The organism is Bordetella ansorpii (genome assembly GCF_900078705.1).
GTDB lineage: Bacteria > Pseudomonadota > Gammaproteobacteria > Burkholderiales > Burkholderiaceae_B > Bordetella > Bordetella ansorpii_A.
In genome coordinates, this window is record NZ_FKIF01000007.1 from 910,870 (window position 1) to 936,468 (window position 25,599).

The 25,599-nt window shown below is 70.0% G+C and carries 25 protein-coding genes; 16 read left to right on the forward strand and 9 right to left on the reverse strand.

Annotated elements, in window-relative coordinates; translation table 11 throughout:
* Positions 1-60 precede the first annotated feature (60 nt).
* The 5 genes from A6745_RS19780 (at position 61) to hpnE (ending at position 5,751) form a co-directional block, all read left to right on the forward strand.
* Entirely contained in the window at positions 61-1,050 is a 990-nt protein-coding gene (locus tag A6745_RS19780; RefSeq protein ID WP_066130852.1) for a Bug family tripartite tricarboxylate transporter substrate binding protein, read from the forward strand.
* A 16-nt stretch (positions 1,051-1,066) separates the two neighbouring features.
* On the forward strand, positions 1,067-2,545 hold the full coding sequence (locus A6745_RS19785; protein WP_066130855.1) for an N-acyl-D-amino-acid deacylase family protein: 1,479 nt from the start codon (positions 1,067-1,069) through the stop codon (positions 2,543-2,545).
* A 110-nt stretch (positions 2,546-2,655) separates the two neighbouring features.
* Complete coding sequence (gene hpnC, locus A6745_RS19790) at positions 2,656-3,483, forward strand: squalene synthase HpnC (protein ID WP_066130861.1); 828 nt, start codon at positions 2,656-2,658, stop codon at positions 3,481-3,483.
* A gap of 64 nt (positions 3,484-3,547) precedes the next feature.
* Positions 3,548-4,411, forward strand: coding sequence for a presqualene diphosphate synthase HpnD (gene hpnD, locus A6745_RS19795; RefSeq protein WP_066130866.1), 864 nt, complete (start codon positions 3,548-3,550; stop codon positions 4,409-4,411).
* Positions 4,408-5,751, forward strand: a complete 1,344-nt coding sequence (gene hpnE / locus A6745_RS19800) for a hydroxysqualene dehydroxylase HpnE (protein WP_066130868.1) — start codon at positions 4,408-4,410, stop codon at positions 5,749-5,751. The genes hpnD and hpnE overlap by 4 nt, the downstream gene beginning before the upstream one ends.
* A gap of 54 nt (positions 5,752-5,805) precedes the next feature.
* Here the strand turns inward: hpnE and crcB are convergent, their stop codons facing one another.
* Together crcB and clpB are read right to left on the reverse strand one after the other, a co-directional pair.
* The gene (gene crcB / locus A6745_RS19805; RefSeq protein WP_066130871.1) at positions 5,806-6,189 is read right to left on the reverse strand and encodes a fluoride efflux transporter CrcB; all 384 of its coding nucleotides are present in this window, start codon (positions 6,187-6,189) and stop codon (positions 5,806-5,808) included.
* Positions 6,190-6,720: 531 nt separating this feature from the next.
* A complete protein-coding gene (gene clpB, locus A6745_RS19810) occupies positions 6,721-9,321 on the reverse strand; it encodes an ATP-dependent chaperone ClpB (protein ID WP_066130875.1) in 2,601 nt (866 codons plus the stop codon).
* 121 nt (positions 9,322-9,442) lie between these two features.
* Between clpB and A6745_RS19815 the strand changes: the two genes are divergently transcribed.
* Entirely contained in the window at positions 9,443-9,904 is a 462-nt protein-coding gene (locus A6745_RS19815) for a gamma-glutamylcyclotransferase family protein (RefSeq protein WP_066130878.1), read from the forward strand.
* A 153-nt stretch (positions 9,905-10,057) separates the two neighbouring features.
* Entirely contained in the window at positions 10,058-11,257 is a 1,200-nt protein-coding gene (locus A6745_RS19820; protein WP_407922740.1) for a hypothetical protein, read from the forward strand.
* Here the strand turns inward: A6745_RS19820 and A6745_RS19825 are convergent.
* The 3 genes from A6745_RS19825 to A6745_RS19835 all read right to left on the reverse strand — a co-directional run bounded on the left by A6745_RS19825 (position 11,235) and on the right by A6745_RS19835 (position 12,666).
* Positions 11,235-11,645, reverse strand: coding sequence for a 2Fe-2S iron-sulfur cluster-binding protein (locus A6745_RS19825; RefSeq protein ID WP_082853161.1), 411 nt, complete (start codon positions 11,643-11,645; stop codon positions 11,235-11,237). The genes A6745_RS19820 and A6745_RS19825 overlap by 23 nt on opposite strands.
* Positions 11,638-12,216 carry an NUDIX domain-containing protein gene (locus A6745_RS19830; RefSeq protein ID WP_066130884.1) on the reverse strand — a complete coding sequence of 193 codons (579 nt, stop codon included), beginning with the start codon at positions 12,214-12,216 and terminating at the stop codon, positions 11,638-11,640. Before A6745_RS19830 ends, A6745_RS19825 begins: the two co-directional genes overlap by 8 nt.
* Positions 12,217-12,348: 132 nt before the next feature.
* Positions 12,349-12,666, reverse strand: coding sequence for a hypothetical protein (locus A6745_RS19835; RefSeq protein WP_231886044.1), 318 nt, complete (start codon positions 12,664-12,666; stop codon positions 12,349-12,351).
* Positions 12,667-12,822: 156 nt separating this feature from the next.
* On the opposite strand from A6745_RS19835, the gene A6745_RS19840 reads away from it, so the two are divergent.
* The 5 genes from A6745_RS19840 (at position 12,823) to A6745_RS19860 (ending at position 16,804) form a co-directional block, all read left to right on the forward strand.
* Positions 12,823-14,568 carry a M14 family zinc carboxypeptidase gene (locus A6745_RS19840; protein ID WP_066130890.1) on the forward strand — a complete coding sequence of 582 codons (1,746 nt, stop codon included), beginning with the start codon at positions 12,823-12,825 and terminating at the stop codon, positions 14,566-14,568.
* Positions 14,569-14,581: 13 nt separating this feature from the next.
* Complete coding sequence (locus A6745_RS28195; RefSeq protein WP_082853162.1) at positions 14,582-14,893, forward strand: copper resistance protein NlpE N-terminal domain-containing protein; 312 nt, start codon at positions 14,582-14,584, stop codon at positions 14,891-14,893.
* Positions 14,894-15,218: 325 nt separating this feature from the next.
* A complete protein-coding gene (locus tag A6745_RS19850; RefSeq protein ID WP_066130893.1) occupies positions 15,219-15,587 on the forward strand; it encodes a response regulator in 369 nt (122 codons plus the stop codon).
* Positions 15,588-15,611: 24 nt separating this feature from the next.
* On the forward strand, positions 15,612-16,274 hold the full coding sequence (locus A6745_RS19855; RefSeq protein WP_156513455.1) for a hypothetical protein: 663 nt from the start codon (positions 15,612-15,614) through the stop codon (positions 16,272-16,274).
* A 317-nt stretch (positions 16,275-16,591) separates the two neighbouring features.
* Positions 16,592-16,804: a YdcH family protein gene (locus tag A6745_RS19860; RefSeq protein ID WP_066130899.1), complete on the forward strand. Its 213-nt coding sequence runs from the start codon at positions 16,592-16,594 to the stop codon at positions 16,802-16,804.
* Positions 16,805-16,844: 40 nt separating this feature from the next.
* Here A6745_RS19860 and A6745_RS19865 read toward each other — a convergent pair whose 3' ends face one another.
* Positions 16,845-18,131 (reverse strand): MFS transporter, encoded by a 1,287-nt coding sequence (locus tag A6745_RS19865; RefSeq protein WP_082853195.1) that lies wholly within the window; start codon positions 18,129-18,131, stop codon positions 16,845-16,847.
* 100 nt (positions 18,132-18,231) lie between these two features.
* On the opposite strand from A6745_RS19865, the gene A6745_RS19870 reads away from it, so the two are divergent.
* The 4 genes from A6745_RS19870 to A6745_RS19885 all read left to right on the forward strand — a co-directional run bounded on the left by A6745_RS19870 (position 18,232) and on the right by A6745_RS19885 (position 22,404).
* On the forward strand, positions 18,232-19,140 hold the full coding sequence (locus A6745_RS19870; RefSeq protein WP_066130902.1) for a LysR family transcriptional regulator: 909 nt from the start codon (positions 18,232-18,234) through the stop codon (positions 19,138-19,140).
* A 281-nt stretch (positions 19,141-19,421) separates the two neighbouring features.
* On the forward strand, positions 19,422-20,399 hold the full coding sequence (locus A6745_RS19875) for a Bug family tripartite tricarboxylate transporter substrate binding protein (RefSeq protein ID WP_066130905.1): 978 nt from the start codon (positions 19,422-19,424) through the stop codon (positions 20,397-20,399).
* 17 nt (positions 20,400-20,416) lie between these two features.
* A complete protein-coding gene (locus A6745_RS19880; RefSeq protein WP_066130908.1) occupies positions 20,417-21,487 on the forward strand; it encodes a LysR substrate-binding domain-containing protein in 1,071 nt (356 codons plus the stop codon).
* A 113-nt stretch (positions 21,488-21,600) separates the two neighbouring features.
* A complete protein-coding gene (locus A6745_RS19885) occupies positions 21,601-22,404 on the forward strand; it encodes an aspartate dehydrogenase (protein ID WP_066130913.1) in 804 nt (267 codons plus the stop codon).
* A gap of 65 nt (positions 22,405-22,469) precedes the next feature.
* On the opposite strand, the gene A6745_RS19890 is transcribed toward A6745_RS19885, so the two are convergent.
* The 3 genes from A6745_RS19890 to A6745_RS19900 all read right to left on the reverse strand — a co-directional run bounded on the left by A6745_RS19890 (position 22,470) and on the right by A6745_RS19900 (position 25,517).
* Positions 22,470-24,302: an ABC transporter ATP-binding protein/permease gene (locus A6745_RS19890; RefSeq protein ID WP_066130916.1), complete on the reverse strand. Its 1,833-nt coding sequence runs from the start codon at positions 24,300-24,302 to the stop codon at positions 22,470-22,472.
* A gap of 81 nt (positions 24,303-24,383) precedes the next feature.
* Positions 24,384-24,935, reverse strand: a complete 552-nt coding sequence (locus tag A6745_RS19895; RefSeq protein WP_066130919.1) for a chromate transporter — start codon at positions 24,933-24,935, stop codon at positions 24,384-24,386.
* Positions 24,936-24,938: 3 nt separating this feature from the next.
* Positions 24,939-25,517 (reverse strand): chromate transporter, encoded by a 579-nt coding sequence (locus tag A6745_RS19900; RefSeq protein WP_066131433.1) that lies wholly within the window; start codon positions 25,515-25,517, stop codon positions 24,939-24,941.
* Positions 25,518-25,599: the final 82 nt, after the last annotated feature.

The window sequence follows — 25,599 nt, forward strand, 5'->3', positions numbered from 1 at the left end:
AAGCAAGCCTGTCCACGTGATCTTCAGCATTTCCATAACAGTCCAAGGAAGAAAATCACCATGTCCTCGCTGCTCAAGAACGCCGCGCGCCTGCTGTCGCGCGCCGCCCTCCCCGCCGCCCTGCTGCTTGGTTCGCAGGCCGCCCATGCCCAGTACCCCGAACACGCCGTCACCATCGTCGTGCCCTTCAACACCGGCACCACGCCCGACCTCGTCACACGCCTGCTGGCCGCGGAAATGGGCAAGGCCACCGGCGGCAACTTCGTGGTGCTCAACCGCGTGGGCGCCTCGGGCATGATCGGCACCGCCTCGGTCGCCAACGCCGACCCCGACGGCTACACCATCGGCTTCGCCAACGTGGCCACGATGGCGATCAACCAGTCGCTGTACAAGAAGCTGCCCTACGACGCCGACAAGCAGCTCACGCCCATCGCGCTGACCGGCTCGGTGCAGAACGTGCTGGCCGTGCGTCCCGGCCTGGGCGTCAAGAGCGTGGAAGAACTGATCGCCATGGCCAGGAAAGCCCCGGGCAAGCTGGTCGTGGCCTCGGGCGGCAACGGCACCACGGGCCACCTGAGCGCCGCCATGTTCATGAGCATGGCGGGCGTCGACCTGATGCACGTGCCGTACAAGGGCGGCGTCGAGGCCGACCTGGCCGTGCTGCGCGGCGAGGCCGACCTGGTGTTCGAGAACATCTCGTCGATCGCGTCCTTCATCGACCAGAAGAAGGTCATCCCGCTGGCCGTCACGGGCGCCGAACGCGACCCCATCCTGCCGAACCTGCCGACGCTGAACGAGCTGGGCCTGAAAGGCTATCAGGCCGTGGCCTGGACCGGCTACGTCGCGCCCGCCGGCACCGACCCGAAGATCCTCGACGTCCTGAACGGCGCCATCAACAAGGCCCTGTCCACGCAGGAAGTGCAGGACAAGCTGAAGGCCATGGCCTATGTGCCGCACGTCGGCCCCCGCCAGGACCTGTCCGACCGCGCCAACAAGGAACGTCCGGTGTGGGCAAAGGTGATCAGGGACGCCAAGGTCAACATCGACTGATATCAAGGAAGGTGGCATGACGAGCTATGACTTCATCCTGCGCGGCGGCACCGTCATCGACGGTTCGGGCGCGCCCCGCGTGCGCGCCGACGTGGCCGTGGCCGACGGCCGCATCGCCGCGGTGGGCGACCTGTCGCAGGCCCATGCCGCCCGCGTCTTCGACGCCACGGGGCGCATCGTCGCCCCCGGCTTCATCGACTCGCACACCCACGACGACCGCTACCTGGTCCAGACGCCGGGGATGCCGGCCAAGCTGAGCCAGGGCGTGACCACCGTGGTAACCGGCAATTGCGGCATCAGCCAGGCGCCCTGGCTGCCGGGCCGGCGCGGCGAGGTGCCGGCGCCCGTGAACCTGCTGGGCACCGACACGGCAGATTTCCCGTTCGCCACCTTCGGCGCCTACCTGGAAAACCTGGACCGCAACCCGCCCGCCGTGAACGCGGCCTGCCTGGTGGGCCACACCTCGCTGCGCGTGGCCGCCATGGACGAGCTGGATCGTCCGGCCCGCGAGGACGAGATCGCCCGCATGCGGGCACTGCTGCGCGAGGCCTTGGCCAGCGGCGCGATCGGCCTGTCCACCGGCACGGCCTATCCGGCCGCCATGCCGGCGACCACCGACGAGCTGATCGCGGTGGCCGAAGTGCTGCGCGAATTCGGCGGGCTGTACGCCAGCCACATCCGCGACGAAGGCGACAGGATCTTCGAGGCGCTGGACGAGGCCTTCGCGGTGGGCCGCGCGGGCGGTGCGCCCGTGCTGGTGTCGCACCACAAGCTGATCGGCCCGCGCAACCATGGCCGCTCGGTGCAGACCCTGGCGCATATCTCCGACGCCATGACGCGGCAGGCCGTGGCGCTGGACTGCTATCCCTACGTGGCCGGCTCGACCATCCTGCGCAAGGACCGCCTGGCCGTCTCCAGCCGGGTCATCGTCAGCAAGTCGGTGCCCTATCCGCAGTATGCAGGCTGGAACCTGGACGACATCGCGCGCGACATGGGCGTGCCGGAAGAGGATGCGGTGGACAGACTGCAGCCCGCCGGCGCCATCTACTTCATCATGGACGAGCAGGACGTCGAGCGCATCCTGGCCTTCCCCGGCACGATGATCGGCTCGGACGGCATGCCTCACGATCCCGCGCCGCACCCGCGCCTGTGGGGCACCTTCCCCCGGGTGCTGGGCCATTACTGCCGCGACATGCAGCTGTTCTCGCTGGAAGAGGCCGTGCACAAGATGAGCGGCAAGACCGCCGCCTATTTCCGGCTGCCCGGACGCGGCCTGGTGCAGGCCGGCTGCCATGCCGACCTGGTGATCTTCGACGCCGGCACCGTGGCCGACACCGCCACCTGGTCGTCGCCGACGCGCCAGGCCCAGGGCATCGACGCCGTCTTCGTCAACGGCGAGCTGGCCTGGCACCAGGGCGCCGGCACGGGATCGCGCAGCGGCGCGGTGATCCGGCCGGAACGGCGCGGCAGGATTGGGAATCTGCACAAACCCTGACACAAGCGGTATCGACAGCCTGCAAACCGCGCGCCGGCATTCCTTACAATGGCCCGGTCGGGCGGGACCGCCTTCCAGCGGTCCGGACGCCCTCGCTTCGCACCTCCCGTATGGCCGTCGATCACTACGAGAATTTTCCTGTCGCCTCGCTGCTGCTGCCCCGTCACCTGCGTCCCGCGGTGACGGATATCTACCGCTACGCGCGCACCGCCGACGACATCGCCGACGAAGGCGATGATTCCGACGAACAGCGCCTGGCCAAGCTGGGCGCGCTGCGCGCCGAACTGCACCGCATCGGCGCCGAACCCGCCGCGCCCACCCGTCCCGCGCCGGAACTGGCGCACATCTTCGAGCCGCTGGCGGCCACCATCACGCGCCATCAGTTGCCCATCACCCCGTTCTTCGACCTGCTGTCCGCCTTCGAGCAGGACGTGCGGGTCAAACGCTACGAGGACTACGCCACGCTGCTGGACTACTGCTCGCGCTCGGCCAACCCCGTGGGCCGGCTGATGCTGGCCCTGTACGGCGCCGCCACGCCCGAGAACGTGCGCGATGCCGACGCCATCTGCACCGGCCTGCAACTGGTGAACTTCTGGCAGGACGTGCGGGTGGACTGGCGCAAGCAGCGCGTCTACCTGCCGCAGGAAGACCTGCGACGCCACGGGGTGTCGGAACAAGACCTCGCCATCGGCCGCCTGACGCCCGAATGGCACGCGCTGATGGCCTTCGAGGTGGAACGCACACGGGCACTGCTACACTCCGGGGCTGCGTTGCCCCGTCGCCTGCCCGGGCGCATCGGCCTGGAACTGCGGCTGGTGGTGCAGGGCGGCCTGCGGATCCTGCAGCGCATCGAGCAAGCCCGGTACGACGTCTTCATGAACCGCCCCGAACTGGGCGCGCGCGACTGGGCCGTCATGCTGTGGCGTGCCCTAAGATGAACAACCCCACCCGTCAGCCAGCGCGGCATCGGCGCAAGATGCAGGCAGACGGGCGAGCAACGACATGAACCCTGACGAATACTGCCAGGAAAAGGCCGCCAAGAGCGGCTCCAGTTTCTACTACGCCTTCCTGTTCCTGCCCCCGGAGCGGCGGCGCGCCATCACGGCCCTGTACGCCTTCTGCCGCGAGGTCGACGACGTGGTCGACGAGGCCAAGGAGGAATCCGTGGCCCGCATCAAGCTGGCCTGGTGGCGCACCCAGGTCGACCAGATGTTCGCGGGCAAGCCCGAGCACCCCGTCACGCTGGCGCTGCAGCCGCACCTGGAATCCTGTGGCATCACCCGCGAGCGGCTCATCGCCGTGATCGACGGCATGCAGATGGACCTGGACCAGAGCCGCTACCTGGACTGGCCCGGCCTGCGCAAGTACTGCTGGCACGTGGCCGGCGTGGTGGGCGAGCTGTCGGCCGGCGTGTTCGGCTACACCGACCCGCGCACCCTGGAATACGCCGGCAAGCTCGGGCTGGCCTTCCAGATGACCAACATCATCCGCGACGTCGGCGACGACGCGCGGCGCGGCCGCATCTACCTGCCCGTCGACGAACTGCAGCAGTTCGAAGTGAAGGCCGCCGACATCCTCAATGGCGTTTACTCCGAACGCTTCACCGCGCTGATGCGCTTCCAGGCCGACCGCGCGCGCCAGCTGTATCGCGAAGCCATGACCACCCTGCCCGAAGGCGACCGCCGCGCGCAGCGGCCCGGCCTGATGATGGCGGCGATCTACTACGCCCTGCTGGACGAGATCGAACACGACAACTGGCAGGTGCTGCACCAGCGCATCTCGCTAACCCCCTTGCGCAAGCTGATGCTGGCCTGGCGGGTGTGGGTGGGCGGCGGCCGCGGCCTGGTGCGCCGCCTGTCGCTATGAAGGCCGCGATCATCGGCGGCGGCTGGGCCGGCCTGGCCGCGGCGGCGGCGCTGCGCGACGCAGGCGCGGCCGTCACCGTCTTCGAAGCCGGCCGTACGCCGGGCGGCCGGGCGCGCCGCGTGGTGCACCCGGAATTCGGCGATGGCCTGGACAACGGCCAGCACATCCTGCTGGGCGCCTATACGCAGACCCTGGCGCTGATGCGCCGCCTGGGCCGCAACCCCGATGCCCTGCTGATGCGCCGGCCCCTGCGGCTGGCCAGCCTGGACGGCACGTTCCGCCTGTCCGCCGCGCGCCTGCCCGCGCCGTGGCACGCCGCGCTGGCATTGCTGACCGCGCGTGGCATGGGCTGGCGCGACAAGCTGGCCGCCCTGCGCATGATGAACACGCTGCGCCGCGATGGCTGGCAGGTCCCGGCCGAATGGACGGTGGGCCGCCTGCTGAGCCACCACGCGCAGACCGCCGATCTGACCCGGCGGGTCTGGGAGCCCCTGTGCCTGGCCGCGCTGAACACCCCGCCCGCCCTGGCCAGCGCCGCGCTGTTCGTGCGCGTGCTGAAGGACAGCCTGGTCGGCGGCCTGCGCGACAGCGACATCCTGCTGCCCTGTGTGGACCTGTCCGCGCTGTGGCCCGATGCGGCGGCGCGCCAGGTCACGATGCGCTATGGCAGCACCGTGCGCCAGCTCGATCCGTCCGACCGGTGGGTGGACGTCAACGGCGAGCGTTTCGACGCCGCCGTGCTGGCCGTGCCGCCCCTGGTGGCGGCGCGCCTTTTGGGCAACGCGCTGCGCGAGACCGGCTCGCAGGCCCTGCTGAAGGCGCTGCAGGCTTTCGACTACATGCCGATCGCCACGCTGAACCTGCGGCTGGCGCAGCCCTGGCCGCTGCCCGAACCCATGATGATGCTGCGCGAGGACGCCACGCGCGGCCATGCCGGCCAATGGCTGTTCGACCGTTCGCGGCTGACCGGCGGCGGCCAGGGCGCCGAACTGGCTGTGGTCGTCAGCGCCGCGGCCGGGCTGGCCGATGCGGACCGCGACACGATCATCGCGGACCTGGTCGAGCAGGTCCGCGAACAGGCGGCCCGCCATCCCGGCGGCCTGCCGCCGATGCCCGCCGTGGAACTGGCCGAACTGTTCATCGAGAAGCGCGCCACCTTCGCCGCCGTGCCGAACCGCGCCCGGCCCCTGAACCACACACCGTGGCGCACGCTGGCCCTGGCCGGCGACTGGACCGACACGGGCTATCCCGGCGTGCTGGAAGGCGCGGTGCGCAGCGGCCTGCAGGCCGCGCGCGTGCTGCAGGCCGGCGCCGCGGGCGGGCCGACGTCGCACGTGTAGGAAGGACGGCCGCGCCCGTTCCCTCGGGGCGGCCAGGGCCGGCCGCCGCCCCTCTCAGCGCAGCGCGTGCACCGTCGCCAATCCCAACGCCGTCAGGCACAGCGATCCCGTCAGGCTGAGGGCCGCGTAGCCCAGCGCGGTCGCATAAGCCCCCCGCTGCAGCATGTCCACCGTCTCCGCCGAAAAGGTGGAGAACGTGGTCAGCCCCCCCAGGAACCCCGTGATGACCGCCAGCCGCACCCAGGCGGGCCATTCGGGATGCGCGGCGATCACCGCCACCAGCACGCCGATCAGGTAGCCGCCGGCCAGGTTGGCCGCCAGCGTGCCCCATGGCCAGCCCGCCACGTTGAAGCGCAGTCCCAGCAGCCAGCGCAACCAGGCGCCCGCCGCGGCGCCCAGGCCGATGGCAAGGAAATTGAGGGGAAGCAGAGGGGTCATGGATCGCGAGGCACAGGCCAATGGGAAAAGAGCCACATCGTAGCGCGCCGCTGCGGCGGTCCCAAGCAAAAAGCCCCTCGATGGGGTGTCGAAGGGCTTTGCTTTGCGACTGGGCGATCCCATTCTCTGTCGATGGGCGAGTGCTGCTGGGGATGAGGTCGTTCGTTCTTGAGACGTCGCCCTCGCTGCCGTGGGCCCGGCCGGCCAAGTCAGTCGGCTCGGGCGCGCCACCGGGCGCCCTCGGCCGCTACGCGGCTACCCTCCTTCCAATTGGCCGGCCGGGCCCACGGCAGCAAGGGCGACTCACAGCCTCTTCCATCGTCCCCTTCCCCTCCATCAACAGGGCGCAGAGGCACACCGACCTAAGACGGCGAGAGTCCCGTGGGGCCGGGAGGCCGCGCCGGCCAATTGGAGGAGGGGAAGCCCCGCGCAAGCGGGGCCGAGGGCGCCTCGTGGCGCGCCCGAGCCCGACGACTTGGCCGGCGCGGCCTCCCGGCCCCATGGGACGCCCTACGAAGAGATGATCTCCCCTTACTGCAACGTCCGCGTAAACACGAACTTGCCGTCCCGCCAATCCACCGGCACCACGTCGCGCGGCCCGAACACGCCTTCCAGGATCAGCTTGGCGACCGGGTTCTCGATCTGCTGCTGGATGGCCCGCTTCAGCGGCCGCGCGCCGAACACCGGATCGAAGCCCGCGCGCGCCAGCTCGGCCAGCGCCGCGTCGGTCACGTCCAGGCGCATCTCCTGTTTCTCCAGGCGCTGCGCCAGGCGCTTCAACTGGATGCGGGCGATGGACTCGATGTGCTGCGCCTCCAGGCCATGGAACACGACGACCTCGTCGATGCGGTTCAGGAATTCGGGACGCAGGGTCTGCTTCAGTTCATCCCACACCACTTCCTTGATGACATCGTAGGGCTGGCCCGCCAGGCTCTGGATGTGCTGCGAGCCGAGGTTGGACGTCATCACGATGACCGTGTTGCGGAAGTCCACCGTGCGGCCCTGGCCGTCGGTCAGGCGGCCATCGTCCAGCACCTGCAAGAGCACGTTGAACACGTCCGGATGCGCCTTCTCGACCTCGTCCAGCAGCACCACGCTGTACGGCTTGCGGCGCACGGCCTCGGTCAGGTAGCCGCCCTCTTCGTAGCCCACGTATCCCGGCGGCGCGCCGATCAGGCGGGCCACCGAATGCTTCTCCATGAACTCGCTCATGTCGATGCGGATCATGTGCTCCTGCGAGTCGAACAGGAAGTCGGCCAGCGCGCGCGTCAGTTCGGTCTTGCCCACGCCCGTGGGGCCCAGGAACAGGAACGAGCCGTACGGGCGCGAGGGATCGGCCAGCCCGGCGCGCGAACGCCGGATGGCGTCGGACACCAGCCGCACGGCCTCGTCCTGGCCCACCACGCGGTTGTGCAGCACGTCTTCCATGTGCAGCAGCTTGTCGCGCTCGCCCTGCATCATCTTGGACACCGGAATGCCCGTGGCGCGCGAGACGACCTCGGCGATTTCCTCGGCGCCGACCTGCGTGCGCAGCAGGCGGGGGCGGCTGGCGTCCGCCTGCCTGGCGCCCTGCTGCTCGGCCGAGTCGGCCGCCTGCAGGCGCGCTTCCAGTTCGGGCAGCTTGCCGTATTGCAATTCGGCCAGCTTGTCGAACTGGCCCTTGCGGGTCAGCTCGGCCATCTCGGCGCGCACACGGTCGATCTCTTCCTTGATGGCCTGCGTGCCCTGCACCGCAGCCTTCTCGGCCTTCCAGATTTCCTCGTAGTCGTTGTACTCGCGCTGCAGCTTCTCGAGTTCTTCCTCGATGACGGCCAGGCGGCGCTTGGAGGCATCGTCGGTCTCGCGCTTGACGGCCTCGCGCTCGATCTTCAACTGGATGATGCGGCGGTCCAGGCGGTCCATCACTTCCGGCTTGGAGTCGATCTCCATGCGGATGCGCGCGCCGGCCTCGTCGATCAGGTCGATGGCCTTGTCCGGCAGGAAGCGGTCGGTGATGTAGCGGTGCGAGAGTTCAGCCGCCGCCACGATGGCGGGATCGGTGATCTCGACGCCGTGGTGGATCTCATAACGCTCCTGCAGGCCGCGCAGGATGGCGATGGTGGACTCGACGTCGGGCTCGCCCACCAGCACCTTCTGGAAGCGGCGCTCCAGCGCGGCGTCCTTCTCGATGTACTTGCGGTACTCGTCCAGCGTGGTCGCGCCGATGCAGTGCAGCTCGCCGCGCGCCAGCGCGGGCTTGAGCATGTTGCCCGCGTCCATGGCGCCCTCGGCCTTGCCCGCGCCCACCATGGTGTGGATCTCGTCGATGAAGACGATGTTCTGGCCGTCGTCCTGTGACAGCTCCTTCAACACGGCCTTCAGGCGTTCCTCGAACTCGCCGCGGAACTTGGCGCCGGCCAGCAGGGCCGCCAGGTCGAGCGACAGCACGCGCTTGCCGCGCAGGGTCTCGGGCACTTCGTCGTTGACAATGCGCTGCGCCAGGCCCTCGACGATGGCGGTCTTGCCCACGCCGGGTTCGCCGATCAGCACGGGATTGTTCTTGGTGCGGCGCTGCAGGATCTGGATGGTGCGGCGGATCTCGTCGTCGCGGCCGATCACCGGATCGAGCTTGCCCTGGCGGGCGCGCTCGGTCAGGTCCATCGTGTACTTCGCGAGCGCCTGGCGGTTGGCGTCGCCCTCGGCGCCCGAGACGCTCTCGCCGCCGCGCACGGCGTCGATGGCGGCTTCCAGCGCCTTCTTCTGCAGGCCGGCGTCGCGCAGAATGCGGCCGGCATCGCCCTTGTCCTCGGCCAGCGCCAGTAGGAACAGTTCGCTGGGGATGTACGTATCGCCGCGCTTGGCGGCTTCCTTGTCCGTGCGCGTGAACATGGCCTGCAGGTCACGGCTGGGCTGCACGTTGTCGGCGCCCTGCACCTGCGGCAGGTTCTTCAGCGCGGTGTCCAGCGCGGACTGCGCGCGGTTGACGGCCACGCCGGCGCGCGCCAGCAGGCTGGAGGCGCCGCTGTCGGGGTCGCCCAGCAGGGCGGCCAGCACGTGCGCCGGTTCGATGTAGGGGTGGTCGCTGCGGGCGGCAAGGCTTTGCGCGTCAGCCAGCGCTTGCTGAAACTTGGTGGTAAGTTTGTCGAATCGCATGGTGTCGGTTGGCAATTTGGGGCTCGCCGACGGTGGCGAACCGATGATATGAATGTGCGGACGCACCCGGCGATTTCAATACCCGCCCGTGCCCCCCACCCTCACACGACCTGCACGACCTATGCACACCAGCATATACGTATTCGTCTACGGCACGCTACGCCGGGGCGAAATCAACGACCTGGCCCGCGCGGCCGAACGGGCCGGCCTGCCGGCGCCACGCAACGCCGGTCCGGGCCGCGTGCCGGGCCGGCTGGTCGATTTCGGCGATTGGCCGGGCCTGCTGCCCCCGGCGGCCGGCGCCGATGCGCGCCCCATCCTGGGCGAGCTCTACCAGGTAACGCCCGAACTGCTGGCCCTGATGGACCAGATCGAGGAATACACGCCCCACGCGCCCTGCTGCTTCGTGCGCGCCGATACGCTGGCCCACACCGCCAGCGGCGCCATCGCCTGCCAGTATTACCCCATCGACCCCGCCTTTCGCGGCCAGGCGCCCGACATCGACGAGGACGACTGGGTGGCCTACCGCCTGAGCCGCGACGCGGCCCGGCCCGCGGGCACGCGGGCTGCCAAAGGCCGCTGACGGAAGGCGGGCCACGAGGGGCGCCGACGCGGCGCGCGCGACTTGGCGTGGCAGCGGCGCGTCATGCCGCTGACACACGATTCGCGGCCGGGCGTACGCTTACAATGGCGCGGCCGCCGTGGCCCTGCTGGCCCGCGTTTCCAAAGGATTGCAATGCCGCAGCGGGTTTTTCCGATGCTCGACCAGCCCACGCGCGCGCCTCGCCGCGCGGGCGCCCTGGCCCTGGCGGCGATCCTGGCCGCCGCCATGGCGCCCGGCGCCGCGCTGGCCGCCCAGCCGCTGCCGCAAGACCCCTACATCGAACACCTGCCGCCCCCGCCGCGCGCCGCCCCCAAGTGGCGCCGCGTCGAGCTCGGCGCGCCCGGCAAGCGCTATCCCTTTCCCGTCTATGCCAGCCGCCGGCTGGACCAGCCCGCGCAGTTGCGCAAGGTGCGCCGCGTGGTGATCGTGGTGCACGACGACCGGCGCGATGCCGCGCGCGCCTACGAGTCCGCTTCCGACCTGTATGCCGGCAACCGCGACCGGGCCGACGACACGCTGGTGCTCGCCCCCAAGTTTCCCAGCGCCGTCGACGCGGGCTTCAGCGGCCTGCCCGCCTGGCGGCGCGGCGACTGGAAAGACGGCCAGCCCAGCGCCGCGCAGCGAGGCCGCCCGGGGCCGGTGGGCGCCTTCCAGGTGCTGGACGACCTGCTGCGCGACCTGTCCGCCCCGGGCCGGCTGCCGCTGCTGCATGAGGTCGTGCTGGCCGGCCACGGCAGCGGCGGCCAGATGGTGCAGCGCTACGCCGTGCTGAACAATATCGACGAAGGCCTGCGCGCGGCGGGCATCGCGATGACCTACGTGGTGTCCAACGCCGACTCGTACCTGTACCTGACGCCGGACCGGGCACGCGCCGATGGCCGGGGCTTCGCCCGCTACGAACGCGGCATCTGCCCCACCTACGACCAGTACCGCTACGGCCTGGACAATCTGCCGCCCGCGCTGGGCAAGCCCGACCGCGCCCGCCTGGCCGCCCGCTATGCCGCGCGCAGCGTCACCTATCTGTTCGGCAGCGCCGACAACAATCCCGAGCAGCCCGGCCTGGACAAGACCTGCGGCGCCGAGGCGCAGGGCGCGACCCGGCTGGCGCGCGGCCTGAACTACTGGCGCTACGACACGCGCGACAGCCTGCGCGTGGCGCCGCTGACGCATCGCGCCTTCGAGGTCGGCAACGCCGGCCACGGCAACGCCGACCTGTACGGTTCGGTTTGCGGGGTGCAGGCGCTGATGGGCGCGGGAGCCATCCCGGCGCCGAACGCCGCCTCGTGCACCGCGCTCAAGGGAATCGAACCTAGGCGCGCCGCGCACCCGTAAGATTGGTCGACGGCGGACGCGGCACCAACACGCTGGCCTTGGGCGCCGACAGCACCACGTCGCTTTCCGGCACGGCCACGCACGGCAGGATCCAGCCTTCGGCCTGCTCGTCAGAGTCCACACCCGGCCATTCGGTGTCGTACCGCACCTTGCCTTCAAGCATGATGCACATGCAGGTCCGGCACGTGCCGTTGCGGCAGGAACTGCGCAGACGGATGCCCGCCTTGGCGGCCGCCTGAAGCAGCGTGCTGGTGGACGGACAGGCATAACGCCAGCCGCTGGGCCGAAGCTCGACGCTGTAGACCGGCCCCGAACCGGGCGCGCCGTCCGGGCCATGCGCGCCCGCAGGCGGAAAGTCCGCCCCCTCGCCAGCGTCCGCGTCACGCATCGCGCCACTCCAGCGCCCACGCGCCGCTGCGCACGTTCTGCAGCCACAGCATGCAGGTCAGCGTCTTGGTGTCGGTGACGCGGCCCTGCCGGCAGGCTTGCGCCAGTTCGTCCACGTCGACCGCGACCACGTCCAGGAACTCGTCCTCGTCCAGTTGCCGTGGCCCGGCCGTCAGGCCGCGCGCGAAGAAGATGTGGATGATCTCGGTGGAGTAGGCGATGGCCAGGTGCAGGTGGCCGGCACGGGCCCACTGTGCGCCCGTATAGCCGGTTTCCTCGAACAGCTCGCGTTTGGCGCAGGCCAGGGGATCCTCGCCCGGATCGAGCTTGCCCGCCGGGAATTCGGTCATCACCTGGCCGATGGGATAGCGGAACTGGCGCTCGACCAGCACGCGTCCATCGTCCAGCAGGGGAATGACGACCACGGCGCCCGGGTGCACCACGTACTCGCGCGTGGCCTCGCGCCCGCTGGGCAGGCGCACCGTATCGCGGCGGACCTTCAGGAAACTGCCGTCGCAGATCAATTCGCTCTGCAAGCGGGTTTCGATGAGGTGGGTATCGTCTTGGCTCATGGCGGGTACGGCGGCGGGATCCGGAAGCGAGCCAGCTTACCACCGCACGGGCGGCGGCTTCGTGACGCCCCCGTGCCCGGCAAGGCCCCGGTCCCACGCACCGGGCCGGCCGGCCCGTGGACCTGTCCGCCCTCAGCGCGGCTGGCGACGCGCCTCGAGTTCCTTCAGACACGTGGCCACGCCGATGCGCATCTGCTGGCTGTCGACGGCGGCGCGGTCCGACACGGTGCGGCAGCGCTGATACTCGTCCAGGCTCTCGGGCGTGTCGCGCACGACCACGGGCTGGCTGGCCGGGGGCACGGCCATGGCGGCTCCGGGCGTCTCGGTGATGCGCAACGTGGACGGCGGCGAGGCGCTGCCCGGCGTCGAGGGAAAGTTGTACTGCTGGACCGGCTGCGCCAGCGCGGCGCAGGACAGGACGGAGAAACCCAGCGCGGCGAGCGCTTGCATGCGTATGTTCATGGAACCACCTCGGAAACGGCGCGGCTGCCGCGACAGGGCGAGCCGCCGCGGCTATGGTAGTCGCCCGCGGCGGCCCAGGGCGTGTCCAACCGCAACAGAGCGTACGTGGTACAAGCAGGAGCATCCCATCGCCTGGAGCCGCCCGTGATCCTGCTGGACACCGTCTTCGACCGCACCCTCGACGCCTGGGTGCGGGAATTCTCCGCCCCCGAGTGGCGCGGCGCCCACGTGGAAGGCTGGCTGTTCGAAGGCCCCGAGGCGCGCCGCTCGGCGCAGGCCACGCTGGCCCGGGCCGGCGTCACCGCGCACCTGCGCAGTGCCTACAAGCCGCTGTTGCACCACGTACTTGAGGAAGTCGACCCCGCCGGCCTGCGGCGGATCGCGGTGCGCTATCCGGTGCATCCCCAGGCCGCGCCCAATCGCTACACCCTGGAGGCGTATCCGCTGGCGGATCTGCTGCCCGGCGTGGCCGTGTCCTTCATGGCGGGCGAGGCCGAGCTGCTGGATCCCATGCCGCGCTACGCCATCACCCTGCACTATGCCGATGGCCGGGAACGGGAGCAGGACGTGGCGGCGCCGAACCTGCTGCAAGACACGCCCGAGGGCCCCGCTTTGTCGCCGACCGGCTGGCTGCGGGTACGCGATGCCGATGGCGAACGGGTGCGCGACGCCGCCTGGCGCACCGAGTACCAGGCCGTCCACGACGCCGCGTTGTCCTGCGTGCGCGGCCAGACATGGCATCGCGGCGAACCCTTTTTCGAACGGCTGTCGCTGCGCATCGACATCCCCGCCATCGAATTCGCCCTGGACCGTGACGAAGACCTGCTGAGCACCTGCGAGGCGCTGCACGAAGACCTGTATTTCTCGCTGCTGGAACACTTCCAGCGCCTGTCGGGCCGCCCCCCCGGCGATCGCGGCCTGCAACCCGGCCAGATCGTGCCGGACGTCCGGCCGCACGAGGGCCCGGCGCGGCTGCGCATCGCCGCCGAACCCTTCCCGGATGCGGCGACCGCCGCGCCGCGGGTGCCGGAGGAACCGCTGGCCCAGGCGGACGCGCCGCTCGCGCCCGCGCTGATCGCCGGCCACCTCGCCGCCCTGGGCGGCGAGCCGTTCCGCGCCACGTCCCGGCAGGGCCGCCCCGTGCACGGTGCGTACTTCAGCGGCGCCGGCCCCGCCGTGCTGATCTCGGCCGGCCAGCATGCCAATGAAACCTCCGGCGTGGTGGGCGCCCTGCGCGCGGCCCAGTCGCTTCGGCAGGCGGGCGATGCGCATTTCGCGCTGATCCCGTCGGAAAATCCCGACGGCTATGCGCTGCACCAGGAACTCTGTGCGATCCATCCGCGCCACATGCACCATGCCGCGCGCTACAGCGCACTGGGCGACGACGTCGCGTACCGCGAGAGAGCGCCGCGCTACGAGCAGCAGGCCCGCATGGACGCCCTGGCCATCAGCGGCGCGCAACTGCACATCAACCTGCACGGCTACCCGGCCCACGAATGGACCCGGCCCCTGTCCGGCTACCTGCCGCGCCACTTCGAACGGTGGACGCTGCCCAAGGGTTTTTTCCTGGTCATGCGCCACCACGCCGGCCGCCGCAAGCAGGCCGAACGCCTGATCGAAGGCGTGACCGCCCGCCTGGCGCAATTGCCCGGCCTGCTGGCATTCAATGCGCGGCAAACCGCCCTGTTCGAGGCCCACGCGGGCCAGCGCGGCTTCGAAACGGTCAATGGCATCGCCGTGACCATCGCGGAAAGCGGCCTCGAACTGGCGCCGTTGGCCCTGCTGACGGAATTTCCCGACGAAACCATCTACGGCGAACGCTTCCGCTTCGCGCACACCGTGCAGCAGGCCACCGTGCTGGCGGCCGTGCAGGTCTACCGGGACGGCTAGGAACGAGGATATTTTGCTACCAATTGCAACCATTCCGGCCTGCCAAGCGCTTGCGCTGCTGGGCCTGTGCGCGACCCTGATGGCGTGTGCGGTGCCGGCCGCAGGCCCGCCCCGCGCGGACTCCCGGCCCGTTCCCGCCGCCGGATCGAACAATGCCCGCAATGCCCTGAACTGGGTTGGCAGCTACGAGGGCCTGCTGCCGTGCGCCGGATGCCCCGCGGTGCGCACGCGCCTCACGCTGGAAGCCACGGGCGGCTATGAACTCCGCATGCAGCCGCATGACCGGACAGGGCAGCCCGACGTGACGCGGGGGGCCTTCACCTAGCTGCCGGACGGCGCCACGATCGAGCTGGACGATGCCGGCCGCAGGCGGCGTTTCCAGGTCGTCCATAACCGCGTGGTAGCGCTACCAAACGACGGGCCCGCCCCTGGGGTGAGCCAGCCGGCGGCCGGCGCCCTGCTCCGGGCGCCCTGATTCAGCCGGGCCGCTCCCTGCCGGTCCAGGAACTTGGCATAATGAGGCACCGGGCCTCGCAAGGCCACGCCGTCTCAGCGCGGGCCGCTTCCCCGCACCACGACACAGAATTCTCCGAACGCGGCATGGCCCGCGGGCCGCCGCCTCGCACAGCCTCTCCAAAGGAGAACCTCGCTTGACCAATCCGCACGCGCCGCGCGTATTGCTGGTGGACGACAACGCCATGGCGTCAGAACTGCTGGCCGATTTCCTGTCCCTGTCCGGCATCGATGTCCGCAGGGCGGGCAACGGCGCCGACGCGCTGGAGCAAAGCGCGGCGTTCCAGCCGCACGCGGTCATCGTCGACATCGTGCTGCCCGACACCGATGGCTATGTGCTGGCCGGCCGGCTGCGCGCGCAGCACGCCGACCAGCCCCTGCGCCTGATCGCACTGAGCGGCCTGCCGCGCGATCCTCAACGCGGCGACGCGGACATCTTCGACTCCTGGGTCGAGAAACCCGCCGACCCCACGCGGCTGGTCGAGCTGGTTACCCCCGCCGCCTGATTTCCGCTTCACGAGGCCTGCAGGATGTCATCGTTTCCCCAGACGCAAGGCATGTCCGATCCGCGCTACGCGGCCGGTGTGCAGTTTCGAGTGCTGGCGCTGATTTTCCCGGTATTGCGCCATGAGGTCATGCGGCCGATCTCCAACGCCTCGCTGGCGGCGGCCATGCTGCGCCACGTCCCTGAACATCACGCCAACGGCACCGACGCCCAGCACCGCCAGGACGACCTGATCGCCGACCTGGAAGGCATGCTGTCCGAAAGCACCGCCGACGTGCGCCGCCTGAGCGACTGGCTGGAAGATGCCGGCGGCACCATGCTGCTGTCCGACCTGCTGGCCCTGAGCAAGAAACTGGTGTTCACGCAGTTGCTGCGTTCGGGCAAGCAGATCCACCTGCCCGAGCAATGCCCCACCGCTGTCCTGCCGGAATTCGCCGCGCGGTATGTGCTGCTGGCCTGGCTGCTGAACATGCTGGACAACGTCCCCGATGGCGGCGAGCTGCACATCGAGTTGGCCGGCGCCGACGTGCTGCGCGCCCATGCCCGCGGCGGCAATCCCGGCACCGCCAACACGGTGCGCTCCGGCATCACGGCCGACGAGTGCGCCGCCCTGGCCGGCGTGCATGGCTGGCAGGCGCAGCGCGACGACGCCGCCTGGATCCTGCGCCTGCCGCAGGATCTCGCCTGACGGCGGCGTCCCGCCTTCCCACGCCATTCCCCCCAAAAAAGAGGGCCGCAGTCCGGCGCCAAGCCGGACGGCGGCCCTTCCGTTTTTATGGCGATATACTGGACACGACATCCAGGCAACGGCAACCCGACCGGCCTGTCCGCCATCCTGGCGGCGGGCCTTCACGCCTCTGGGTAGGGCCCTGACTTCTCGGTCAAGCGCCCGACGCAGGGGCAGCCTTTGCCGCCGGCCGCGCGGGCCCGGGCGATACGCCCTGGCGCAAGCTCGTTCACCCGAGAACGCGGCATGACGGCAGCTTTCGTCAAGGAGGTGCACTTATGTTCCCTGAGTTTCAGCAGCGGCTGTCCTCGCTTCAGAACAATGATCGGCATTTCGACAGCATGTGCCGCAAGCACACTGCCCTGGACCAGCAGATCCAGAACATCGAAACGGGCCGGGCCACGGGCTCATCCCTCGAGATCGAGAAACTCAAGAAAGAAAAACTGCACCTGAAGGATCGCATCTACGCGAAACTGAAAGACGGCGACTAGCCGTTCCTGCAGCGGGCCCGCCCCCCGGGGCCGGTCCGCCCTAGCGCGGGTCCGTGGCGGCTTGGCCGCGTGCCAGCACGCCACGGTTCAGCCAGACACTGATCGCCAGCGCCACCCCCAGCAAGCCGCCCGCCAGTTCGGTCACGCCGACCCACGCCGCCGCCGACCAACTGCCGCCGCCCAGCGCGCCCAGCACGCTGGCGCCCACGTAGTACACCAGCAGGTACAGCGCGGCGGCCTGGGCCTTGTAGCCCTGCGCCAGCTGGCCCACCCAGCCGCTGGCCACCGCGTGCGCGGCGAAGAACCCGAACGTGAAGACCACGATGCCCGCCACCACCACCGGCAGGCTGTCCGACAGCGTCAGCAACAGGCCCGCCAGGGCCAGCAGCGTGGCGCTCGACAGCATCGCGCCGCGTCCGTGGCGGTCGGCCAGGCGGCCGAACAGCGTGGACGAAAAAATGCCGACCAGGTACACCACGAAGATCGCGCCGATCAGCGTCTGGCTGAGCGAAAACGGCGGCAGCATCAGCCGGAAGCCGATGTAGTTGTAGACCGTGACGAAGGCGCCCATCAGCAGCCCGCCCATGGCGAACAGCCCCACCAGCGGCCCGTTGCGCAGGTGCATCGACAGGCCCTCGCGCATGACGGCCAGCGCATTGCCGCGCCGGGGCGCGAAGCGGCGCGACGGCGGCAGCAGCCACACGAACAGCACCGCGGCCACCACGCCGACCAGGCCCATCGCCCCCAGCGCATGGCGCCAGCCCAGCAGGTCGGAGACCGTGCCGGTGATCACGCGGCCAGACAGCCCGCCGAACGCGCTGCCGCTGATGTACAGGCCCATGGCGAAACCCAATGTCCGAGGCTCGACCTCTTCGGCCAGATAAGCCATGGCCACGGCGGGCACGCCGCCCATCGCCAGCCCCTGCACGGCGCGCAGCAGCAGCAGCGAATGCCAGTCTGGCGCCGCCGCGGCCACCGTGGCGAGCACGGCCGAGGCGAACATCGAGGCGGCCATCACGCGCTTGCGCGGCAGGGCCTGCGACCACAGGCCGACCAGGAAGATCGACAGCGCCAGCATGCCGGTGCTGAACGACAGCACCAGGCTGCTCTGGGCAGGCGACACGCCGAAGGACCGCGTGAACAGGGGCAGCAGCGGCTGCACGCAATACAGCATGGAAAACGTGGCGAAGCCGGCGGCGAACAGCGCCCATTGGGCGCGCCGCAGGGCGGCGCTGCCGCGCACCAGGGCATGGCCCTGGGGCCGCGCGCCCGGCATGGCCTGCTCGGAGGCGGCGGACGGGACGGAAGCGGCGCAGGGGGCGGACATGGCGGAAATCTCGATGGAACGGGAAACGGTGGGAAAAAGATAGACCTCGCCCCTGCATTTGTCCAATATATGGAACTGGCTATCGTCATATCCATAGAAAATGGAACTGCGTCACCTGCGTTACTTCACCGCCGTGGCAGAGGAACTGCACTTCACGCGCGCCGCCGCCCGGCTGGGCATCGGCCAGCCGCCACTCAGCCTGCAGATCCAGCAGCTCGAGCGCGAGCTGGGCACGCCGCTGTTCCTGCGCCTGCCCCGCGGCATCGCGCTGACCGAGGCGGGTGCGCAGTTCCTGCTCGACGCGCGCGCCATCCTGGCCAGCGCCGAACGCGCCATCGATACGGCGCGCCGGCTGGGGCGCGGCGAAAGCGGCGCCATCACCGTGGGCTTCACGGCCTCGGCCGTGTTCCATCCCTATCTGCCGCGCGCCATCCGCGCCTACCGTGACCGCTATCCGGGCGTGCGCATCCAGTTGCGCGAGAGCAATACCGTTTCCCTGCTGCGCGACCTGCGCGACGGCGGCGTGGACGTGGCCTTCGTGCGGCCGCCTTATCTGCTCGATGCCGGGTTCACCGCCGAGCGCGTGCTGGACGAGCCCATGCTGCTGGCGCTGCCGCCCGACCATCCGCTTTGCCGGCGCCGCTCGGTCTGCATGCCGGCGCTGGCCCACGAAGACTTCGTGCTGTATCCCCGCGCCATCGGGGCCGGCCTGTACGACGCCATCATGGATGCCTGCCAGCGCGCCGGCTTCACGCCGCGCGTGGTGCAGGAAGGCCCGCAGATCGCCTCCATCGTCAGCCTGGTGGCGGCGGGCATCGGCGTGGCGCTAGTGCCCGCCGCCATGCGGCACATGGGCGCGGAAGGCATCGCCTACCGTCCCATCCGCGGCGATGCGCCCCATGCACAGCTGGACATGGTCTACCGGCTCGCCGGCGGCTCGCGGTCGGTCGGCAACGCGGTGGCATTGATGCGCGAACTGGCGCACCAGGACGCAGACGCGCGTCCGTAGGCAAATACGGGACGGCGCATACCCGTGCGCGTGGCCTGTCGCGGCTCGTCTGCCCCATTTTGGGCCCGCCGCAAGCACGCCATTCCCCGGGCCGCACGGCCCCCCGTCCTTGGAGCCGCACGGCGGCGCCGCCGCGGCCGCGCCGACCTGGTGCGGCGCGTCAAACCGGTGCACGAGATTTTCTAATACATGGCCCATAAATAATCGTTTGTGGCCCCCGTGGCGCCCTCCTAGACTCGCAGGCATCGCGCCCTCCCGGCGCCCTCTCCGGAATCCCTGCCATGCGTGTCCTGCCTCGCCTCGCGCTTTGCCTTGCCGTTCTGACGGGGCTCGCGCCCGCCGCCTCCGCCTTGGCGCAGGACGCCTATCCCGCCAGGCAGATCCGCGCGGTGGTGCCCTTTCCGGCCGGCGGCATCAACGACACCATCGGCCGCGTGCTGTTCAAGACGCTGGCCGACAAGCTGGGCGGCGACCTGGTCGTGGAGAACAAGCCTGGCGCCGGCGGCACCATCGGGACGGCCAGCGCGGCGCGCAGCCCGGCCGACGGCTACACCGTGCTGCTGGGCGCGGCCAGCACCGTGGCCGTGGCCCCGCACCTGTACAAGGACGTGGGCTACAACGTGGCGCGCGACCTGATCGCCGTGGGCGGCATTGCCTCGGTGCCCAGCGTGGTCATCGTGTCGCAGCAATCGAAATACCGGCAATGGAGCGACCTGGTGGCGGCCGACCAGGCCAGGCCCGGCGTGCTGACCTACGGCTCGGCGGGCGCGGGCACCAGCCACCACGTGCAGGCCGAACTGCTGAACCTGCGCGCGCGCACGCACTTCATGCACGTGCCGTATCGTGGCGGCGCGCCCGCCATGACGGACCTGATCGGCGGCCAGATCGACCTGATGGTCGACCCCCTGCCCACCACGCTGGCCAGCGTGCAGGGCGGACGCGTGCGTCCGCTGGCCATCACCACGGATACCCGCTCGCCGCTCCTGCCCGACGTGCCCACGCTGAAGGAATTGGGGCTCGACTACAATGCCAGCACGTGGTTCGGCCTGTTCGTGCCCGCAGGCACGCCGGCCGCCGTGGTCTCCAGGCTGGGCGATGCACTGGCCGCGGCGCTGGCCGATCCGGCCCTGCAGGCCGACTTCCGCGCGCGCGGCATCGATCCCCTGCCGCAGGCGCGCGAGGCCTTCACCCGCTACGTCCAGTCCGAAACCCAGACCTGGGCCGCCGTCATCAAACAGGCCGGCATCCAGGTGCAATAAGCCCCGGAGCCTCGCCCATGGCCGCCTCGCGCAACCTGCCGCCCCTGTCGTCGGTCCGTTCGTTCGAGGCGGCGGCGCGCCACCGCTCCTTCACCCTGGCCGCCGAGGAACTGGCCGTCACCCAGGGCGCCGTCAGCCTGCAGGTGCGCAAGCTCGAATCCTTCCTGGGCAAGAAGCTGTTCGTGCGCCAGTCGCGCAAGGTCGAACTGACCCAGGCAGGCGTGCAGTACTACGAAGCCTGCCGCCGGCTGCTGGCCGACCTGGAAGACGCCACCAGCCGCCTGTTGAGCCGCGACCGCGGCGAGATCCTCATCGTCAACACACTGCCCACCATCGGGCAGTTGTGGCTGATGCCGCGGCTGGCCGATTTCACGGCGGCGCACCGCCACATCGAGGTGCGCGTGGTGTCGGACATCCGGCCGCTGGACATGCAGGCCGATGGCGTGGACGTGGCGCTGCGCGTGGGCCCGCTGGCCGGCCGCCGCTATCCGCGCCACCTGCCCGGCATCGACCTGACGCTGGTGCAGCGCTGGGACGGCATCTGCGCCGACTATCTGTTCGACGACGTGCTGGTGCCCGTGATGTCGCGGCGGCTGCTGGAGCAAGGCGGCCCCATCGGCTCGCTGGACGAACTGCTGGCGTTTCCCCTGATCCACACCGCCAGCCGTCCGCATGCGTGGCGCGACTGGCTCAATGCGCTGGGCGCGGCCCTGCCGCCGCAACGCAACTGCCCGGACTACGGGCACTTCTACATCGCCCTGCGCGCCGCGCAGGAACACAAGGGCATCGCGTTGATTCCGGAAGTGCTGATCGACGGCTACCCCGGCCGCAACGAACTGGTGGTGCCCTGGCGGCCCGAGCACCCGCCCAAGAGCGCCGGCGAGTACTACCTGCTGACGCATGGCGCGTGGGCGGAACGCGCCGCCATCACGGCCTTCCGCGGCTGGGTATTGCGCGAAGCGGCCGCAAGCATCGCGGCGAATGCGGCCGCCAGCGAGGCGGATGACGGCGGCCCGGATGCATCCATTAGCCCGGCTCATGCCAAGGCCCAGAACGAATCGTTTGCGGGGGCGGCGCGGCTGCCGTAGTGTGCTGCCTCAGGAATACGCCGCGCCGCGCGCGTCGCGCCGGCATGGCCAACCAGCCCGCCCGCTGACATCGCGGGCACTCGTTTCACTCATTGAACAGGACATACGGCAGCATGAATCATTATCGAGTCGGCATCGCGGGTTTCGGCGCCATCGGCCAGGCCGTGGCGCGCGTGCTGGACGCGGGCGTTCCCGGCCTGACGCTGGCCGCCATCGCCGTGCGCGATCCCCGCCATCCTCCCGCCGCCGCCTGGCAGGGCGCCGCCCCCGAATGGACCACGCTGTCCGGCCTGGCCGAGCGCTGCGACGTCGTGGTCGAGTGCGCGCCCGCCGCCGTCATCCGCGAGCTTTCCGAGCCCGTGCTGCGCGCCGGCAAGAAGCTGGTGGTGCTGAGCTCGGGCGCCCTGCTGCGCAACGACGACCTGATCGCGCTGGCGGCCGGGCACGGTGGCCAGATCATCGTGCCCTCGGGCGCCATCCTGGGCCTGGACGCCATCACCGCCGCCGCCGAAGGCACCATCCATTCGGTCACCATGATCACGCGCAAGCCGCCGCGCGGCCTGCTGGGCGCGCCGTACCTGGATACGCACGGCATCGACGTCACCAGGATCACCGAACCCACGCTGATTTTCCGCGGCACGCCGCGCGACGCGGCCATCGGCTTCCCGGCCAACCTGAACGTGGCGGTCAGCGTGTCGCTGGCCGGCATCGGACCGGACCGCACCACGCTGGAAATCTGGGCCGACCCCGGCGTCACGCGCAACATCCACCGCGTGGAGGTCGATTCGGATTCGGCCGCGTTCTCGATGGAAATCCAGAACATCCCGTCCGAGAATCCCAAGACCGGCCGCATCACCGCGCAAAGCGTGGTGGCCGCGCTGCGCAAGCTGACCGGCGCGCTGCGCGTGGGCACGTAGGCCGGGCCATCCCGAGGCCGGCGGGCGGGGCCACGCGGCCCCGCCATCCGATGCGCGCGGCAGGATCAGAAGGCTGGCGCCGCGCGATTGAGTTCGTGGCCGGGCGGCAGCGCCTCGGTACGCCAGCCGCCGCTTCCCTCCAGCCTCAGGCACACGTCGTGGAACGCATCCAGCGTGCCGCGATGCCCGATGCTGACGATGGCGCAGCCCGCCAGCATGCCGCGCAGTTCCTGGTACATGGCATGCTCCAGGCCCTCGTCCAGCGCCGAAGTGGCCTCATCCAGGAACACGATGCGCGGCTGGTTGAACAGCACGCGCGCGAACGCCAGGCGCTGCTGCTCGCCCAGGGACAGGATGCGCGACCAGTCATCCACGCGATCGAGCTGTGACGCCAGATGGCCCAGGCTGGCCCGCCGCAAGGCATCCTGCAGGCGCGCATCGTCGGCGGGCGTGCACACGCACGGATAGGCCACGGCCACGCGCAAGGCGCCCAAGGGCAGATAGGGCCGCTGCGACAGGAACAGCGCCTCTTGCCCATCGGGCCGCATCACGCGACCCTGCGTATACGGCCACAGCCCCGCGATCGCGCGCAGCAGCGTGGTCTTGCCGCTGCCCGACGGCCCCTTGATCAGCAAGGCCTGGCCTCGCGGCACGTGCAGGCGCAGGTCTTGCAGCAGGATGCCGCCGTCCGGCCGCTGCACGGCCAGGCCCTCGATGCGCAGGCCCGATTCGGCCGCCACGGTTTCCACGGCCGGCAGCGCGCGCGCCTGCGCATTGGCATCCAGGAATCCCTCCAGGCGGTCGAGCGTGGCGCGGTACGTGGCGAAGGTGTCGTAAGAGGAACGGAAGAACGACAGCGAATCCTGCACCTGCCCGAAGGCCTGCGCGGTCTGCATCACGTCGCCCAGCTTGATCGCGCCGGAGAAGAAGCGCGGCGCCTGCAGCAGGAAAGGAAACACCACCGCGATCTGGCTGACCGTCAGGTTGAAACCGTCGAATTTCAGGCCACGGTAGACAATGGCCCACAGGTTGGCGATGTAGGCGGAAAAGCGCGTCCACAGCGTGCCGCCCTCTGCGCGCTCGCCCTGGTAGAACGCCACGTTCTCGGCGTTCTCGCGCAGGCGCATCAAGGCATACCGGAAATTGGCGGACAGGCGTTCGCTGAGAAAGCTCAGTTCGATCAGCGGCCTGCCGATACGAAAGGCCACCAGCGTCGCGACGATGACGTACAGGTACACCATGAACACCATCGCACGCGGGATTTCGAGACTGCCGATGTCCAGCGGACCGGACAGATTCCACAGGATCAGGGTGAATTCCACCAGCGACACCATGGCGCTCAAGGCCCCGATGGCCAGCGAACGCGAACTCAGTACGAACTCGCCGACGTCCTGCTGGATACGCTGGTCGGGATTGTCGGCGGGCGGCTGCGCGAACTGGTTGCGGTAGTAGGCCCGGCCGTCGAGCCAATCGCGGGTCAGCCGCTGGTTGAGCCAGGTACGCCAGTGGATGTCGAACATCTGGCCGACGTAGCTGTCGACCAGGCTGCGGCCCACGTGTATCGCGGCCAGCACCGAGAAGATGCCCAGGTAGGTCCAGAACCCGCCGCGGTCCAGCGCCTGCAACGCGCTGTAGAAGCCGTTGTACCAGAAGGAGAACAGCACCGTCAGGCGTACGCCCGACAAGGCCAGCAACAGCAGCAGGGCCAGCGTCAGCAAGGGCCGCCAGCTGCGCCGCGGCGTCAGATAGGGCCAGGCCAGGCGCCAGAACTGCCGCCCCCAGCGCGTGGTTCGCACCAGCACCGTGGTGACGGCCACCGAGGCGATGGCCGTGATGAAAAAAGCCCGCAACAGCCACCACAGGCTGTCGCTCAATTGCGCATGCCAATCCAGATTCACGGTGCGGGTAGTGAGTTGTTATTGCTGATTAGATGGCGCGGGACGCAATAGTTCCGTGACGGGGTGGTCGCGGCAGGCGTTTCAGAAGGTCCAGCCCGCCGCGTGCAGCAGCAGCAACACCCCGCCGCCGCCCAGCACCAGCAGCAGTGCGTTGACGCGCGTGGTCATCACCAGCACGGTCGACACCACCGCGATGCCCCGGGCCGCCCATCCACCGTCCAGGGCGCTGAACAGCACGTAGACCGCCGCCGCGATCATGCCGGCCGCCACGGGCCGCAGGCCGCTTTCCAACGCCAGTTGCCAGCGCGCGCCGTGATGCCGCCGCCACAGATAGGCCACGCCATACAGCAGGAAGGCGGTGGGCGCGAACAGTGCCAGCGTGGCCACCAGCGCGCCCGCGAAGCCCGCCACCTGCCAACCGATCAGCGTGACCAGCAGCGAACCGGGACCGGGCGACAGCCGGGCGATGGCGAAATCGCTCAGGAACTGCGCCTGCGTCAGCCAGTGATGCACGTCCACCACCTGGCGCTGGATCTCGGCGATGGTGGCCTGCCCGCCGCCGATGGTGGCCAGGGACAGCGGGGCGAAGACCGTCAGCAGGCCCAGCAGCGGGCGTTGGGTCGGGTGCGCCATGGCCTACTGCCGGCTTGCGCCGCGCAGGCGCAGATATTCGGCCGCGACGCTCAGGCCGCCCATGCCCAGCACCACCCACAGCAGGGGCCAGTGCAGGAAGGCCACGGCCACGAAGACGAAGGCCATCACGGCAAGCGGCAATGCACGCCGCCGCACCCGCCGCACCGAGGTGATGGCCATCGACAGCGACAGGCCGATGGCCGCCGCTGCCGCGCCGGCCAGGCCCACGTGCGTCAACGGACTGCCGGACAGATAGGCGAACAGCGTGCCCAACAGCACGATGAAGAGCGCGGGCGGCACGATGATGCCGCAGAAGCCCGCGAACGCGCCCGCCGGGCCGGCCAGCCGGTAGCCGATCCAGATGGCCATGTTCTTGACGTTGACGCCGGGCAGCGCCTGCGAGATCGACAGCCCGTTCAGGAACTCGTCTTCCGTCATCCAGCGGCGGCGCTGCACGAACTCTCGCAGGAACCAGCCGCTCAGGCCGCCGCCGAAGCTGGTCAGTCCGATACGGGCGAAGATGAAAAACAGCCCCGGCGCAGTGGGGCGATCGGCCGAAGCCGGAATATCGGAGGCGGACATGGCAGGCGTGCGTGGCGAGCCCGCCATGCGCGGGACACGCGACGGGCGACGCCGTCGGTGTAGCACGCGGCGGCGTACAAAC